Here is a 16426-nt window from a genome sequence, read left to right on the forward strand (position 1 = left end):
CTTCCGGCCCATGGGCCGGCTGGATCGACCGCTGTAGCGTCGGTGCCCTTGGTGGGTCCAGTCCTACTCTGCGGGGAGCGGTTCATGGTGGCGCAGCAGCACGCCGGCACGGAGGAGAGCGCAGCCCCGGCGGTGGCCAGGCAGCGTCCCGATCCGCGCGAGGTCCGTTCGCCCGGAACCTCTGAGGTAGGCAGGAACGTCAGCGTGAGGGGAGTCCTGGACCTGCAGCGAGCGGCCGGGAACCGGGCCGCGACCGTCGTCGTGCAGCGGGTCCTCATCGCGGGGGTGAACGTCTGGGTCGACGGCGGCTACGTGCACTGGAGCATGAACGGCAACCGGTACCACTTCAACTTCTCGACCGCGACGCCGCACGTGACCCTCGACGGCGAGCGGATCCACTACTTCTTCACGCGCGACGGGCTGGAGTTCAAGGACGCGCGCCCCGAGAAGTCGGAGCAGGGCGGCGCGCACAAGAAGCACACCAAGAAGAAGTTCAGCGAGCTTCCCGACACCGTGCGGGACTACGTGGTGACGAACTTCGACGCGATGCTCGCGCTCCTGTGAGCCGGGTGCCCACACGGCGCGCGGCCCCCAGCCCGCGGGGGTCCGGCGTCGCCGGTGGGCGAGCGTGACGCCGCGCACACCGGCCCGTCGCAGTTTCTGATCCAGCCCGTCTCTGGGGTAACCTTCTCGAGGTTCGTTCGCGAGCCACACGGGCTGTGGCGCAGCTTGGTAGCGCACCTGACTGGGGGTCAGGGGGTCGTGGGTTCAAATCCCGCCAGCCCGACGTTTTCTGAGGCGCGGCACTGTTGATCACACGGTGTCGCGCTTTGGTCGTTCTCGGTTTGTGGCCCGTCATCACTCGGTGCACGCCCGTCTCTCAGGAGTGCTGTCGCCGACGCACTTTCGAGATCCGGTGTCAGAGGGCCGTCCTACCGTCAGTCCATGGTGGGGCAACAGACGTACACCGATGAGGAGCTCACAGCCGCGGTGAGCCGGTGCCACTCGTGGCGCGGTGTCCTCCGCGAGCTTGGCCTGAGTGGTACGTCGTCGCGGGCTATCGCCTGCGCTCGGGCACAGGCTGATCATCTCGACCTCGACTACAGCCACTTCCACCGCCAGTTCCGATGGCAGGAGGGCGATCTCCGCAAGGCTCTCGGTGAAGCCCACGGGTGGCCTGAGGCGCTCAGGCTCCTCGGGTTGATGCCGGGTTCACTCGACGTGCTGAAGGGACACGCGCTGCGCCTCGGCATCGACGTCTCGCATCTCGACGGGACCGCTCCATCCCTTCCGAGTGCGACCGAGAGTCGTCCGTGCGCCTCCCATCTCCGGCGTGCCGGTCCACTCCTCGCCGCAGCGTGGTTCATTCTCTGCGGAGACGACGTCTCGTGGCCACTGGAGCCCGCGCGCTATGACCTTGTCGTCGACGGCGACGCGGGCATGCGGCGCATTCAAGTCAAAACGACGACCGTACGTACGCAGGGCGGCTGGAAGGTCTATCTCTCGACCACGGGTAAGCAGCGTCGGACGTACAAGCCGGACGAGATCGACGCATTCTTCGTCATCGACGGCAGTCTCGGCATGTACCTGATTCCGTTCCCGGCAGTAGGCGGGCGTCAAGCCGTCCATCTGAGCGCGTACGAGCAGTACCGACTTCCTCCATTTCCTACGTCAGAACATTCAGCCCAGTGGGAGGGGTTCGAGCAGGCGGCTGAGTGACGTACCTCGTCCTGCGTCCGCCCTCTCTCAGCCCGCGAGCCACGCGAGCAGGTCCGCCGTGAACTCCTCCTCGAAGGCACCGTGGAGACCGTGCGGCGCGCCCGGGTACACCGTGAGCGTGGCGTCGGCGAGCAGCTCCGCCGTCTTGGGAGCGGAGGCGGCGAAGGGGACGATCTGGTCGTCGTCCCCGTGCGCGACGAGGACGGGGATGGTGATCGCGCGGAGCTCGGCCGTGTAGTCGACGGCGGAGAACTGGGCGATGCAGTCGTACGCGGGCGCGAGGCCGGCCTGCATGGACAGCCGCCAGAACTGGTCACGAACGCCCTGGGAGAGGTCGGAACCGTCACGGTTGCCGCCGTAGAACGGCACGGACAGGTCCTGGTAGAACTGCGAGCGGTCGGCGAGGACGCCGGCCCTGATCCCGTCGAACGCCTCGAGCGGGGTGCCCTCGGGGTTCTCGGGCGTCTGGAGCATGAGCGGCGGGACTGCGCCGAGCAGGACCGCCCGGTTGACGCGTTCGGACCCGTGCCGCGCCAGGTAGTGCACCACCTCACCGCCGCCGGTCGAGTGGCCGACGAGGACGGCGTCGCGCAGGTCGAGCGCCTCGAACACCGCCGCGAGGTCGTCGGCGTAGTGGTCCATGTCGTTGCCGTCGTAGGTCTGCGTGGAACGGCCGTGTCCCCGCCGGTCGTGGGCGATGCCCCTGAAGCCGGCATCCGCCACGGCCTTGAGCTGACGGTCCCAGGCATCGGCGTTGAGCGGCCAGCCGTGGCTGAAGACGACGGGAGGACCGTCGCCCCAGTCCTTGTAGAAGATCTCGAGGCCGTCCGGGGTCGTGACGACGGGCATGGCTGTCTCCTTCGTGTCGAGCGGGCGGGTGGCGGTCAGACCGCGTGCCTGCGTGGGCTGTCCTCGCGGTGGCCGGCGTGGGCGAGCGCCCACTCGAGGGCGTGGTCGGCGATCTCCTCCCAGCCGTCCTGGGAGGTCATGAGGTGGGCACGCCCCGGATAGGTCTCGTGCTCGGTCAGGGTCCCGGGAGCGCGGTACTTGCGCGCGTTGGCCCGCTGGACCGACGGCGGCATGATGTGGTCGTCCGAGCCGGAGAGGAAGAGCAGTGGCGGGCGCGCGGCGTTGCGGTAGTCGACCCAGATGTCCTGGTGGCCGGGCCGGAAGTTCGCCAGCACGCCGTTCCACAGCGTGCCGCCGGAGGCGGGGATCGCGTAGCGCTCGTAGGCCCGGCGCGCCTGGGACGAGGTGAACCCGACGTTCGTGAAGGCGTAGCTGAACTGCTCGAAGGTCAGGGGGACCGCCTTCCGCCGGTTGGCGGGCGAGCGGAGCACGGGCAAGGTGGACCGCACCTGGGACAGCGGCGTCGTGCGCACCCCCTCCGTCGGAGCGGAGCTGAGGGCGACGCCGACCGCTCCGCAGCCACGGTCCAGCAGGACCTGGGTGAAGGCGCCACCGGCGGAGTGGCCGATGATGATCGGCGGCGTGGGGAGGTCGCGGACGACGGAGATCAGGTGGCCGACGATCTCAGCCCCGGTGACGGACGCGATGGGGGAGGGGTCGGCGTTGAGCGCCTCCACCTCCACCTCGAAGCCCGGGTAGGGCGGCGCCAGGACCCGGAAGCCCTTGGCCTCATAGTGAGCCCTCCAGTCCTCCCAGCTGCGGGGCGTCACCCAGAAGCCGTGGACGAGGACGACGGTGTCGGGGGTCGGTGGTCTCATAGGAGAACGCTAGGAAGGTGCCCGCGGCCGGGGCATCAGTCAGCTGACTGTCGTCGCACCGCACGACGACCGAGATCGCACCCGCAGCGGGTCTGGACGGCCCCACACACGACGAGGACAATCGCCGCCATGCGCGACCTGGTCGGCCGTACGGCCGAGCTGGACCTCCTGCGCACCGAGGTGGGCGGCGCGGCGCAGAGGGTCGGTGTGTTCCTGCACGGTCCACCGGGCATCGGGAAGACCGCACTCCTCAGGTGTGCGCAGGAGCTCGCGCACGACACCGGCATGACGACGCTCGAGTGCGCGGGCGCGGCCTCGGAGGCACACGTCCCGTACGCCGGTCTGCACCAGCTGCTCCAGCCGCTGCTCGGGGACGTGCCCGACGGCGACCACCGGTTCACGCTCCTGCGCCGCTCGGTCGGCGCTCTGGACGCCGCGGCCGACGCACCGGATCCCGTCGCCGTCGCCCTCGCCACGCTCGGACTGCTTCGCGCCGCCGCTGCGACGAGGCCCCTCCTGCTGGCGGTCGACGACGTCCACTGGCTCGACCCGTCCACCGTGCGCGTGCTCGCGTTCGTCGCCCGCCGCATTCGCGGCGACCCCGTGCTCCTCGTGTGCACGAGCCGGGTGCCGCCGGAGAGCGCCCTCACCGACGTGCTCTTCCGGACGGTCGCGCTGGAGCCGCTCGATGGACCGGGGGCCCTGTCGCTCGTCCGGGCGCATGCGCCCGACCTCCCTCCGGCCCTGCGCGACCGGCTGCTCCGCGAGGCGGAGGGGAACCCGCTGGCGCTCGTCGAGCTCGCCCGCGCCTGGCGACGCATCCCCGGTGGCACGGTCGTCACCGACCCCCTGCCCCTCACTGACCGGCTCGAGACCGTCTTCGCCGACCGGGTGGCTGCGCTCCCCGCCGTCGGGCAGGACCTGCTCCTGCTCGCGTCCCTCACCCAGCGGACTCGGGGCGCATCGGGGACGGGCACGGTCACCGAGCTGATCACCGCGGCGCGCCACCTCGGCCACGCCGCGGCCGCGGCAGCGGACCTGGAGCCCGCAGAAGCCGCCGACCTCCTCGACGTGCGCGTGCCCGGCGTCCACTTCCGCCACCCGCTCATCCGCTCCGCGGTCGCGCGCACGGCGGGGGAGAGCCGGCGCCGGGGCGGTCATGCCGCCCTCGCGCGGTCGGCGACGGACCCGGACCGCGCCGTCTGGCACCGCGCGTGTGCCGCGACGGAGCCCGACGAGGAGGTGGCTGCCGCGCTCGAACGCTGCGCCGACCGGGTGCGCCGCCGCGGCGCCGTCAGGGAGTCCGTCGAGATGCTCGAGCGATCGGCCGCGCTCACCCCAGACCCAGCCACCCGTGGTGGTCGGCTCGTCACCGCGGCCGACCACGCCGCCGACCTCGGGCACGAGGAGGCGGTGGACCGTCTCCTGGCCGAGGCCCACGAGCTGCCACTGACTGAGGTGGACCGCGCGCGGGCCGAGTGGCGTCGCTACCGCCCCCCGGAGGTGATCGGCGACTACACGCGTATGCGTGAGCTCGTCACCGCCCTCGCCCGGCTCCACGCGGCAGGCCGGCAGGACACCGCGCTCGACGCCCTCGCACCGGCTGCTGAGATCGCCTACTGGCGTGGGATCGAGCCGCGGTGCCGTGACCTGTTCTGCGGCGCCGTCGAGGGCCTGGTCGCGGCGCCCGACCCGCGCGTCCTCACCGCCCTCGCGCTGTCGGCCCCCGTCTCGCAGGCGAGGAGGGTGCGGGCGGGGATCGCCGCCCTCGGCGTCCACACCGTCGACGACGCCGAGACGCTCGCTCTCGTCGGACGGGCGGCGGCGGTGGTCGGGGACGCCGAGGCAGCAACGGCCCTTCTCCTCAGATCCGTCGAAGGGCTGCGGCAGCAGGGTCGTCTGGGCATGCTCACGACGGCGAACGCCACGCTCGCATGGACCTGCTGGCACCTCGGGAGGTGGGAGGAGGCGGCCACAGCGGCCCGCGACGCCCGCCAGAGCGGGCTGGAGCGAGGGCGTGCGCGCGTCGCCGCCGAGGTGATGAGCTCGGCACTCGACGCGGTTCGTGCCGACCCCGGCGCCGCGCTGGACCGGTGCACGCGGGTCGACGGCGCCCTCTCCGCCACGCCCTCGGCCACGCTCCGCGAGATGTCGGCATTCGCCCGCACGACGGCGCTGCTCGTCCTCGGTCGGGACCAGGAGGCCTGGGACGTCATCCAGGAGCGCTTCACGAGCACCGACACCAGGCCGCTCGCGGAGTCGGTGACGAGCATCCAGCACGGCACCCTGCCCGTGTACGTGGACGCCGCGGCCCGTGTCGGTGCCGTCGCCGACGCCCGTGCGGTCGTCGCCCGGTTTGCGGGCGGTGGCGCGGACTCACCGCTGCTGACCGCGTCCCTCGTGTACTCCCGCGCGGTCCTGGCCGCGCCGGAGGCTGCCGAGTCACTGCACCGGGCAGCGGTCGACGCGCTGGCCGGCTGGCCGTTCCTCCGTGCCCGCGTGCGGCTCTCCCTCGGGCGCCTGCTGCGCCGCGAGCGGCGGGTGACCGAGTCCCGGCCACACCTGCGGGCTGCGCGAGACAGCTTCGACACCCTGGGGGCACTGGCATGGGCCGCCGCGGCGCGGCGTGAGCTGCGCGCTGCGGGCGAGGCCGACGGCCACGACGCCTCGACCGGCGCACCACTCCTCACGGCGCAGGAGCAGCTCATCGCCGCGCTGGCTGCCCAGGGGCTGACGAACCGGGAGATCGGAGCGCGCCTCTACCTCTCGCCTCGCACGGTCGGGTCGCACCTGTACCACCTGTTCCCCAAGCTCGGGGTGACGTCGCGCGCGCAGCTCGGCCAGGTCATGCCGTCAGTCGACCGGCGGCCGCTCCCGTAGTCACCGGGGGCCGGCAGCACCTGCGCGACCTCGTTCCTCAGCCGGCAACCCCGGTCCGGTACGCCCAGACGGCAGTCTGCAGCCGGTCTCGCGTGCCGAGCTTCGTCATCGCACGCCCGAGGTGCGACTTCACGGTGGACGGCTCGACGTACAGCGCCGCGGCGATCTCGACGTTCGACATCCCCTCCGCGAGCAGCCGGACGATGTCGCGCTCCCGTGGGGTGAGCACGCCGGCGGCCTCGTCGGGGTCCGGGGCCGGGCGGCGGCGGGCGAACTCGGTGATGACCCGGCGGGTGACCGCCTGGTCGATCGTGCCCTCTCCTCGTGCGAGGCGGCGGATCGCGTCGGCGATCTCCTCGGGGTCGGAGTCCTTGAGGACGAAGCCGCCCGCGCCGGCCTCGAGGGCGCCGAAGACGTACTCGTCGAGGTCGAAGGTGGTGATGACGAGGACGGCGGGCAGGTCACCCGTGCGCTCGGCGACGATCTGCCGGGTCGCGGCGAGCCCGTCCCCGCCGGGCATGCGCACGTCCATGCAGACGACGTCGGGACCCGTGCGGCGCACCATCGTCACCGCCTCCGGTCCGCTGGATGCCTCACCGACGATCTCGATGTCCCCGGCGTCCTCCAGCAGCACCCGGAACCCGGCGCGCACCACGAGCTGGTCGTCCACCAGCGCCACCCGGATCATCGCTCTCCCTCAGTCTCGGTGACGGGGACGTGCAGCCGCACGCGCCACCCGCCGTTCTCGGTCGGGCCCGCCTCGAGGACGCCGCCCACCAGCGCCGCGCGCTCGCGCATGACGGCCAGCCCGGTGCCGCCGTGCTGTCCCGTCGGGTGGGCGGCTCCCTGCGCGGCGGGACCGTTGTCGACCTCGAGCACGACACCCGTCGGCTGGTGAACCACCCGCACCCGGACGGGCGCGCCCGGGGCGTGCTGCCTCGCGTTCGTCACCGACTGCTGCGCCACCCGGTAGACCGACACGTCGGCGAGCGGGGGGAGCGGTGACGGCGACCCCTCCTCCTCGAGCCGGACGTCGCCACCGAGCTCCCGCGCGGCCCGGACGAGGTCGCCCAGCGCGCCCACACCGGGAACGGGGCTCAGCGGGTCGCCGTCGTCGTCACGCAGCAGCCCGACCACCTGCCGGAGGTTGTCGAGCGTCTCCCGACCCTGGTCGCGCAGCCACACCGCACCGGCACGCGCCGCCTCAGGGTCGCGGTCGACGAGCCGCTCCACCGCGGCGGCCTGGACGACCATGCCCGAGAGGTGGTGGGCCGCGACGTCGTGCAGCTCGCGGGCGAGGCGCGCCCGCTCCTCGCCGACGGCGGCCTGCACCCGCGCGTCGCGCTCCTGCTCGAGCCGGGTGGCCCGCTCCTCGAGGAGCCACAGGCGCTCCTGGCGCGCGGCCAGGTACAGGCCGAACAGCAGGGACGCGCCCCACAGCAGCACCGGGGACACGGCGTTCTGCAGGAGCACGTCCGTGCCGGCCCCGCGCACCGCGGACACCAGGGTGGCGCCTACCGTCTCGACGACGACGGCGCCACCCACCAGCCGCAGCGCCCGGCCCAGCGGGAGGTGCGTCCCCGCCGTCACGGCGACGACGGCCGCCGTGATCGTCCGCACGGACAGGTCCGGGGCGAGAGCGACGAGGGCGACCTGTGTCGCGACGACCGCCACGACACAGGCGACGAGCGCCACGCGCCGCACCGCCAGCGCCAGGGACTGGACGACGACGAGCACGAGGAGCCACGGAGCGGTGGACGAGGGGGGCGCCGCGTCGGCGGGAACGAGCTCGATCGTCGCGGCGGCGATGAGAACCATGACCACCGCCACGACGGCGGCGAGCGCCGTGTCCCGTGCGAGGGGGCCGTGGAGCCTGAGCCGCGAGAGCCGCGCGTCCCACCACGTCCCGGCGCTCGTGACCGGGGTGGTGTCCATGGTCGCCAAGCCTCCCACGCCCACCGGTCAGTACGTGATGTCGGGGGAGAGCAGCAGCAGCTGGTTCACCGCCATCGACGTCGCGGCGAAGGCGAGGAGCAGCACGCTCGCGGTACCGATCCGGACCCACCCGGTGCGCGCCCGCACCTCGGCGACCACCCGCCACCCCGCGGCGAGCAGACCGAGCACCCCGACCGCGGTGGTCACCTGCACGGCCCGGACGAGGAGCTCCGGCACCGGCTGGAGGTTCATCACGGCGATGAGGACGTACGCCCACCCGGCCAGCGCGACGACGGTGACGACGGCCGCCAAGCGCGTCAGCCGGCGGGGCAGCCGGACGGGAGCCGGTGCGCCCGCGGCCTCCCGCGGTCCGGGCGCTGCCCCGTCGTTGCCGACGGCGGCGGTGCGGCGACGGGCACGGACGCGTCGCATGGCCGCACCGACCGGCCACGCCAGGGCGGTGAGCAGGAGCACCGCCGCGCCACCGGCGAGCGCGGGGATGCTGGCGGAGCGCGCGGCCCCGACCGGGACCATCGACATCGCGGAGTCGTGCCCGATCATCTCGACCTGCCCGGCGTCGTCGGCCCGGACCGTGAGGACACGGTGCCCGCCGACCTGCTGGTAGACCCACGGCTCGATCTCCGTGTACTCCGCCGCCCCCAGCTGCCCCGGCCCCGGGGTGAACCGGACGCGATCGCCGTCCACGACCACCGCGCGGGTGGGCTGGAGGGGACCGGTGGCGGTGAGGAAGGTGGAGTGGAAGCCACGGGTCGACTCGTACGCGCCGGCCAGCGCCTGCGCGTGCTCCTCGCGGACGTCGGCGGGGACGGTGCTCTCGGTGGCGCCGGGGCCGGGGTAGTACCGGTCGGCGAAGGCGTCGAGCAGCTCGTCCCGCAGCAGGTACGCGGCGCCGTCGGTGCCGGTGCTGCTGAGCGAGAGGTACAGGCCGGTGCCGTCGTCGGGCCACAGCTGCAGGTGGGAGTGGAACGCGGTGGTGTCACCGCCGTGGCCCACCACGCGGTGGCCGTGGCGGGACTCGTCGAACCAGCCCAGGCCCATGCGCGGTCCCTGGGCGAGGATGCCGAGCGCGTCGGCGTCCAGCGCCGGCTCCATCATGAGGGCGCGGGTGGCGGGGGAGAGGATCTCCTGGTCGCCCGCGGGGTGGCCCAGGTGCGCGAGCATGAAGCGCGCCATGTCGGTCGCCGTGCCGCTCAGCGCGCCCGCCGGGGGCTGACCGACGACCTCGAAGGGCAGCGGGTCCTCCTCGGCCGTCGGGTAGCCGAGCGCGACGTCCGCGGCGAGGTGGTCCGGCAGCGGCTGCGCGAAGGACGACGACGTCATGCCCGCGGGCTCCAGCACGTGCGCGGCAACGTACTCCTCGAAGGGCATGCCGCTCACCGCCTCGACGACGTACCCGGCGAGGGCGTTGCCGTAGTTCGAGTACGCCGGGGTGGTGCCCGGCTCGAAGACCTGCTCCGGCGGGTCGGTGACGAGAGAGTCGCGGAGGTCCGGTGTCGTGTCCGTACCGATGAGGCCGGTGATGCGCTCCTCGAAGCCGGGCGTGTGGGTGAGCAGGTGCCGCAGCGTGACGGGGTGCTGCAGGCCGAGGTCCAGGCCGGTGTACTGCTCGACGTCGGTGTCCAGGTCCACCTCGCCGCTCTCGACGAGCTGCATGACCGCCGTCGCCGTGAAGAGCTTGGAGACCGAGCCGACCCGGAAGAGCGTGCGGTCCGGGTCGACGGGCATCCCGGCGTCGACGTCCGCCTCTCCGAACCCGCGGGAGGTGACGATCTCGCCGTCGTGCACGACGGCGACGGTCGCGCCGGCGATGTTGCCCTCCTCGAGGGCGGCAGGGAGCGTCTGGTCGAGCCAGGCGTCGACGTCGGAGCGCTCGAGCGGGGCGGCGGACGCCCCCGGCTGCTCGGGAGACGGGGGCGTGGCCTCGGGGGCGGTGCCGCACGCCGCGAGGGTGGCGGCGACGCCCGCGAGCGCGAGTGCGATCCGCTGGGCGGTGCCGTGACGGGTCTGCGTGGGCATGGTGTCCTCCTACTGCCGCGAGCGCCCCGGCGGCTCCGGGGCGTCAGGCTCGCGACTTGTTCCCAGGCTGGCCGGTGGCGCTGCGCGGACGCTTCGGCCGCAGTGGGGCACGCGGTGCCGACCTTTGGGGGAAGGGCGCCTCCTCCTCAGGGCCGCTCGAGGTGAGCGGCGCCCGCGGCGACAGTCCGGCCGCTGAGCTCACACGCGGCTCACAGGATCGTCAAAGCACCGGCGAAGCCGGCGGTGGCGGAATGGGAGCTGTCCAGTTCCCAGCGCACCCAGGAGCCCCCGTGCCGAACCTGCTGCTCGTCCTCGCCGACGTCGTCGCCGTCGTCCTGCTGACCTTCGCCCTCTACCTGCCCCGGCACCGTCGACGTGACCTCGCCGTCGCCTACCTCGGCGTCAACGTCGGCGTCCTCGCCGTCGCCGCGGCCCTGTCCTCGAGCACGGTCGGAGCCGGCCTCGGCCTCGGACTGTTCGGCGTGCTGTCGATCATCCGCCTGCGCTCGAGCGAGCTGTCCCAGCGCGAGGTCGCCTACTACTTCTCCGCCCTCGCCCTCGGGCTGCTCGGCGGGCTCACCGTCACCACTCCCGCCGTCAGCATCGCCTTCATGGGCCTCGTCGTCGCGGTCATGTACGTCGGCGACCACCCGCGTCTGCTGCCGCGCCTCCGCTCCCAGACGGTGCTGCTCGACCGCGCGATCAACCGCGAGGACGAGCTCGCCGCCCACCTCGCCGACCTTGTCGGCGGGCGGGTGCACTCGGCCAGCGTCCAGCGCCTCGACCTCGTCAACGACACCACCCTCGTCGACGTCCGGTACAGCGTCCCCTCGTCTCGACGGCGCAGGTCTGTCGACGACGACCTCGCGGCACCGGCCCGTGAGTCGCACGCGTCGACCGCCCTCGCCTCGCGTCCTGCTGCGAGCCTTCGCACGGCAGCCCTCGCCGCCACGGCACCGGTGACCCGATGAGCACCATCGACCTCGCGCTGCCGCTCGACCGGCTCACCGCCGTCGGCCTCGACGACCTCAACTCGCGGGCAGCCCGCCTCACCCGGGTGGATCGCAAGTACCTCCTGCCCCTCGACGACGTTGCCACCCTGCTGGCAGACCTCCCAGTCGCCGTCGCCGCGCTCGAGATCGACGGGCGGCGCACCTTCGGGTACGAGTCGGAGTACCTCGACACCCCGGAACTAAACTCCTTCGCGCTCACCGCCCGCCGCAGGCGCAGGCGGTACAAGGTCCGCACGCGCACCTACCTCGACACCGGTGAGAGCTGGCTGGAGGTCAAGACCCGCGGTCCCCGCGGCACGAGCGTCAAGGTCCGTCGCCAGCGCGGGAGCGGAGCAGCGTCCCGGCTCACCAGTGCCGAGCGCTACTTCGTCGCCGACACACTGCGCGACGCGGGCGTCGACCCGGCACCGGTCCCGTCCCTCGCGCCCGTGCTCCTGACCCGCTACCGCCGGGCCACGCTCCACCTCCCCGACGACGACGCCCGCGCCACCATCGACACGAATCTGGCGTGGACAGACGCGGACGGTCACCACCGCGACGCCCCCGACATCGCCGTCGTCGAGACGAAGACGGCGTCCACCGCGTCCGCGGTCGACCGGCTCCTGTGGGCACACGGGCACCGTCCGACGGCGGTCTCCAAGTTCGCCACGGGCCTCGCCCTGCTCCACCCCGACCTCCCCGCCAACCGGTGGCACCGGACGGTCCGCCGTCTCGACGACGCCCACCGCCCCCACTGACCCGAGAGAGACACCACCATGCGCACCATCACCCGACCGCTCGCCTCCCTGCTCCTCCTCGGCGGCCTCGTTCTTGCCGGCTGCTCCTCGTCCGGCGCCGGCTCCGCCACGGACGCCACCGAACAGGTCGTCACCTCAGACGCCACCGGGACCACGACGACCGCGAGCACCGCCGCCCCCGTCTCCGTCGAGGAGGCGCTCGCGGCCAACATCCCGGCTCACGAGACCGAGAGCGAGTGGGACACGGCCACCGAGGTCACCATCGGCCTCGCCGACGGCGCGTCCACCGTCTCCGGTGACGGCGCCACCGTCGACGGGGACACCGTGACCATCACCCAGCCCGGCACCTACCGCTTCACTGGCACACTTTCCGACGGGCAGGTGGTCGTCAGCTCCACCGCCGACGGCGTGGTCCGCCTCGTCCTCGACGGCGCCGACATCACGAGCTCGACGTCCGCAACGATCGCCGTCGAGGACGCCGAGCAGGCCGTCGTCGTCCTCGCCGAGGGCTCGGTCAACTCCCTCGCCGACACCGCCCGCACCGTCGCGGAAGACGCCGATGAACCCGACGGCGCCCTCTTCTCCCGCGTCGACCTCACGATCACCGGCGCCGGCTCCCTGGCCGTCACCGGCAGCACGAACGACGGCATCGCCGCCAACGACGGCCTCGTCATCGACTCCGGCACCCTCACCGTGGACGCCGTGGACGACGGGATCCGCGGGAAGGACTACCTCGTCGTCTCGGGCGGTGACGTCACCGTCACCAGCGGGGGCGACGGGCTGAAGTCCGACGACGAGGAGGACACCACGGCCGGGTACGTCGCCGTCCTCGACGGCACCGTCTCCGTCGACGCCGGTGCGGACGGCCTGGACGCAGCCTCCGACGTCATCGTCGGTGGCGGCACGCTCGACGTCACCACGGGCGGTGGCACCGGCCAGACGCTGGCGGACGACGCGTCCGCGAAGGGGCTGAAGGCGAACGTCACCGTCGTCGTCGGGGGCGGCAGCACCACCGTGGACGCCGCCGACGACGCTCTCCACTCCGACGCCGCCGTCACCGTCACCGGAGGCGCGCTCACGCTCGCGAGCGGTGACGACGGCGTCCACGCCGAGCAGTCGCTCGCGGTCACGGACGGCACGCTCGCAATTACCGGGTCCTACGAGGGCCTGGAGGCCTCGACCATCACGATCTCGGGCGGCGACGTCTCCCTCGTCGCCTCCGACGACGGCATCAACGCGGCCGGGGGCGACGCGGAGGCCGACGGCATGCCCGCGGGCCCGGGCGAGGAGGCGGCGGGGGAGTACTCCGTCACCGTGACTGGCGGAACCGTCGCCATCGACGCCGGCGGGGACGGCCTCGACTCCAACGGCACGGTCGACATGAGCGGCGGGACGGTCGTCGTCTCCGGCCCCACCATGAACGGCAACGGCGCGCTCGACGTCCAGGGCACCTTCACCATCGACGGCGGCGTGCTGTTCGCGGCCGGCAGCTCCGGCATGGCGACGGCCCCCGGCACGGACTCGCCGCAGGCTTCGATCCTCGCGACCTTCGACACCCAGCCCGCGGGGACGGTGGTCGCGGTCGCGACGGCCGACGGCGAGGTGGTGGCTTCCTTCGAGTCGGCCAAGGCGTTCTCCTCGGTCGTCCTGTCCAGCGGTGAGATCGTCGCGGGTGAGACCTACGAGATCTCCGTCGGTGGCACCGTGGCCGGCACCGCCACCGCCGGGCTGTACGACGACGGCGACCTCACCGGGGCGAGCACCGTGGCCACCGTGACAGGTGGCGAGTACGCCGCGGGTGGCATGGGGAGCGCACCCGGCGCCGGTGGACCAGCGGGCGCGCCGGGCGCCGGTGGCGAGTTCGGCGGTGACGTCGGCGAGCGGCCCGAGCCCCCGGCCGGTGGATTCGGGGCGCCCGGGACCTTGCCGGGTCGTGGAGACGGCGCGACGGAGACGACTGAGGACGACGCCGAGACGCCGACGACAACCTGAACACGTGTCCCGCTGCCCCGGCCCTGCACGTCAGGTCCGGGGCAGCAGCGCACCACACGGCGCACGCGGTGCCTCACAGGAACACCACAGCCAGTCCTCAGGTGGGACCAACGGTCCCGCGCGATGATGGCGCCATGACCACCTCCGCAGCCTCCGCGGGGCGCGACGCGTTCACCCGCGCGGACGGCTCCCCGATCCGAGCGCTCGTCGTCGACGACGAACCCGCGCTGGGCGATCTGCTCGCCACCGTGCTGCGTTACGAGGGCTGGCACGTCGACACCGCGGCGACCGGCCACGCTGCCGTCCGCCTCGCCAAGCGCGAGACACCCGACGTCGTCGTCCTCGACGTCATGCTCCCGGACCTGTCCGGGCTCGAGGTCCTGCGCCGCATCCGTGCGTTCCACCCGAGGGTGCCCGTCCTCTTCCTCACCGCGAAGGACGCCGTCGAGGACAGGGTTGCCGGGCTCACGGCCGGCGGTGACGACTACGTGACCAAGCCCTTCAGTCTCGAGGAGGTCGTCGCTCGGCTGCGGGCGCTGCTGCGGCGCGCCGGTGCCACCGCGGCGAGCGAGGACAACGTCATCGTCGTCGGGGACCTGCGGATGGACGAGGACAGCCACGAGGTGTCGCGCGGCGGCGAGCCGGTCGCGCTCACGGCCACGGAGTTCGACCTGCTGCGCTACCTCATGCGCAACCCGCGGCGCGTGCTGTCCAAGGCGCAGATCCTCGACCGCGTCTGGCAGTACGACTTCGGCGGCCGCGCGAACATCGTCGAGCTCTACGTCTCCTACCTGCGGCGCAAGATCGACGCCGGACGAGACCCGATGATCCACACGGTGCGCGGCGTCGGCTACCTCCTCAAGCCCGCGGCCGACGTGCCCGGCGCGGGTGCCGTCGAGTGAGCCGCTGCACGCTGCGCCGTCGGTTGATCGCGGTGCTCGTCGGACTGGTCGCCGCCGTGGCCCTTGCGACGGGCGTCCTGTCCACCCTCGCCCTTCGCGGCTCGCTCATGGACCAGCTCGACGAGCGGGCGCTGGCCTCCAGCCAGCGTGCCGTCGGCGCCCAGCACGAGGGCCCTGCGGGGACCCCACCGCCCACCCCGCCCGACCCGGCCTCGGCCCCGCCTGGCCTGGAGGTCCCCGGGCAGCCGACCGGGACCGTCAACGTCTCCGTCGGCGAGGACGGGACCCGGTCGGGCTACATCGACGACGACGGGGCGTTGCGTCCACTCACAGACGACCAGGAGGAGGCGCTGCTCGCCGTCACCGCGGAGGAGGGGCCCACGACGGTCGAGCTGGACGGTCTCGGCTCGTACCGGGTCGTCGCCGTCAGTGCCCCCGACGGGACTGTCGTCACCGGCGTGTCCACCGACGAGGTCGATGCCACGGTTCGTGACTACGTCGGCGCAGAGGCCGGCATCGCGCTGGCCGGTATCGTCCTCGCGGCACTGGCGGGCGGGCTGCTCGTGCGCCGCCAGCTGCGGCCGCTCGACGACGTCGCCGCAACCGCCACGCGGGTGGCCGGACTGCCGTTGCACGAGGGCCAGGTCGCGCTGGGCGAGCGGGTCCCTGCCCAGTACACCGACCCGGCCACCGAGGTGGGCCAGGTGGGTGCAGCCCTCAACCAGCTCCTCGGACACGTCGAGAGGGCGCTGCAGGCGCGGCACGAGAGTGAGACGCACGTGCGCCAGTTCGTCGCCGACGCCAGCCACGAGCTGCGCACACCGCTCGCCTCGATCCGCGGGTACGCCGAGCTGCTCCGGCGCCTACCCGGCGGACTGCCGGACGAGGCGAGGCAGGCGCTGGCCAGGGTCGAGTCCGAGTCGCAGCGGATGACGGCGCTCGTCGAGGACCTCCTGCTGCTGGCCCGGCTCGACGCCGGCCGCCCGCTCGAGCGGGTCGAGGTCGACCTCGCCCTGCTCGCCGTCGACGCGGTCGCCGACGCGCACGTCGCCGCGCCGGACCACACCTGGGAGCTCGACCTCCCCGACCCCGAGACCGACCACCCGGTGACCGTGGTCGGGGACGAGGACCGGTTGCGGCAGGTGTTCGCGAACCTGCTCGCGAATGCGCGGGTGCACACCCCGCACGGGACGACGGTGACGACGACGGTCCGACGCGAGGGCGCCGTCGTCGTGCTCCGCGTGCTCGACGACGGGCCCGGCATCCCCGACGACCTCGTCCCGCGCCTGTTCCGCCGCTTCGCGCGTGGTGACGCCGCCCGCAGCCCTGGCAGCGGCTCGAGCGGGCTTGGCCTCTCGATCGTCGACGCCGTCGTCCGCGCGCACGACGGCCGGATCGACGTCGACGGAGATGCGGGCGCCACGGCCTTCACGGTCACCCTCCCGGCAGCGGGCTGAACCGCACTCGCGCGGTGGCGTCAGACC

At 73.2% G+C, this 16426-nt stretch carries 13 protein-coding genes and 1 tRNA gene; 9 read left to right on the plus strand and 5 right to left on the minus strand.

The genetic code is table 11. The features are described from left to right. The first annotated feature begins 204 nt into the window (after window positions 1-204). The 3 genes from DSZ44_RS03185 (at window position 205) to DSZ44_RS03195 (ending at window position 1719) form a co-directional block, all read left to right on the plus strand. Window positions 205-564: a hypothetical protein gene (locus DSZ44_RS03185; RefSeq protein ID WP_110851104.1), complete on the plus strand. Its 360-nt coding sequence runs from the start codon at window positions 205-207 to the stop codon at window positions 562-564. 149 nt (window positions 565-713) lie between these two features. After that, a tRNA-Pro gene (locus DSZ44_RS03190) sits at window positions 714-787 on the plus strand. A gap of 158 nt (window positions 788-945) precedes the next feature. After that, window positions 946-1719, plus strand: coding sequence for a group I intron-associated PD-(D/E)XK endonuclease (locus DSZ44_RS03195; RefSeq protein ID WP_110851105.1), 774 nt, complete (start codon window positions 946-948; stop codon window positions 1717-1719). A gap of 27 nt (window positions 1720-1746) precedes the next feature. Here DSZ44_RS03195 and DSZ44_RS03200 read toward each other — a convergent pair whose 3' ends face one another. Continuing rightward, the gene (locus DSZ44_RS03200; RefSeq protein WP_110851106.1) at window positions 1747-2568 is read right to left on the minus strand and encodes an alpha/beta fold hydrolase; all 822 of its coding nucleotides are present in this window, start codon (window positions 2566-2568) and stop codon (window positions 1747-1749) included. Between the two features lie 35 nt (window positions 2569-2603). Then, window positions 2604-3446 carry an alpha/beta hydrolase gene (locus DSZ44_RS03205; RefSeq protein WP_110851107.1) on the minus strand — a complete coding sequence of 281 codons (843 nt, stop codon included), beginning with the start codon at window positions 3444-3446 and terminating at the stop codon, window positions 2604-2606. A gap of 129 nt (window positions 3447-3575) precedes the next feature. On the opposite strand from DSZ44_RS03205, the gene DSZ44_RS03210 reads away from it, so the two are divergent. After that, the gene (locus tag DSZ44_RS03210; RefSeq protein WP_110851108.1) at window positions 3576-6326 is read left to right on the plus strand and encodes a LuxR family transcriptional regulator; all 2751 of its coding nucleotides are present in this window, start codon (window positions 3576-3578) and stop codon (window positions 6324-6326) included. Between the two features lie 37 nt (window positions 6327-6363). Here the strand turns inward: DSZ44_RS03210 and DSZ44_RS03215 are convergent, their stop codons facing one another. Genes DSZ44_RS03215 through DSZ44_RS03225 form a run of 3 tightly spaced genes read right to left on the minus strand, consistent with a single transcriptional unit; the run spans window position 6364 to window position 10298 of the window. Beyond that, entirely contained in the window at window positions 6364-7014 is a 651-nt protein-coding gene (locus tag DSZ44_RS03215) for a response regulator (protein WP_110851109.1), read from the minus strand. Continuing rightward, window positions 7011-8261, minus strand: coding sequence for a sensor histidine kinase (locus DSZ44_RS03220; RefSeq protein WP_110851110.1), 1251 nt, complete (start codon window positions 8259-8261; stop codon window positions 7011-7013). The genes DSZ44_RS03215 and DSZ44_RS03220 overlap by 4 nt, the downstream gene beginning before the upstream one ends. A gap of 27 nt (window positions 8262-8288) precedes the next feature. Next, window positions 8289-10298: a serine hydrolase domain-containing protein gene (locus DSZ44_RS03225; protein ID WP_110851111.1), complete on the minus strand. Its 2010-nt coding sequence runs from the start codon at window positions 10296-10298 to the stop codon at window positions 8289-8291. A gap of 290 nt (window positions 10299-10588) precedes the next feature. On the opposite strand from DSZ44_RS03225, the gene DSZ44_RS03230 reads away from it, so the two are divergent. The 5 genes from DSZ44_RS03230 to DSZ44_RS03250 all read left to right on the plus strand — a co-directional run bounded on the left by DSZ44_RS03230 (window position 10589) and on the right by DSZ44_RS03250 (window position 16399). Further along, window positions 10589-11269 carry a DUF4956 domain-containing protein gene (locus tag DSZ44_RS03230; RefSeq protein WP_220035066.1) on the plus strand — a complete coding sequence of 227 codons (681 nt, stop codon included), beginning with the start codon at window positions 10589-10591 and terminating at the stop codon, window positions 11267-11269. After that, a complete protein-coding gene (locus DSZ44_RS03235) occupies window positions 11266-12048 on the plus strand; it encodes a polyphosphate polymerase domain-containing protein (RefSeq protein WP_110851113.1) in 783 nt (260 codons plus the stop codon). Before DSZ44_RS03230 ends, DSZ44_RS03235 begins: the two co-directional genes overlap by 4 nt. Before the next feature lie 18 nt (window positions 12049-12066). After that, window positions 12067-14040: a carbohydrate-binding domain-containing protein gene (locus DSZ44_RS03240; RefSeq protein ID WP_110851114.1), complete on the plus strand. Its 1974-nt coding sequence runs from the start codon at window positions 12067-12069 to the stop codon at window positions 14038-14040. A 134-nt stretch (window positions 14041-14174) separates the two neighbouring features. Continuing rightward, window positions 14175-14942, plus strand: a complete 768-nt coding sequence (locus tag DSZ44_RS03245) for a response regulator transcription factor (protein WP_110851115.1) — start codon at window positions 14175-14177, stop codon at window positions 14940-14942. After that, a complete protein-coding gene (locus DSZ44_RS03250) occupies window positions 14939-16399 on the plus strand; it encodes a sensor histidine kinase (RefSeq protein WP_110851116.1) in 1461 nt (486 codons plus the stop codon). The genes DSZ44_RS03245 and DSZ44_RS03250 overlap by 4 nt, the downstream gene beginning before the upstream one ends. The last annotated feature ends 27 nt before the right edge of the window (window positions 16400-16426 follow it).

Origin of the sequence: Georgenia satyanarayanai (assembly GCF_900116375.1) — a bacterium.
Taxonomy (GTDB): domain Bacteria; phylum Actinomycetota; class Actinomycetes; order Actinomycetales; family Actinomycetaceae; genus Oceanitalea; species Oceanitalea nanhaiensis.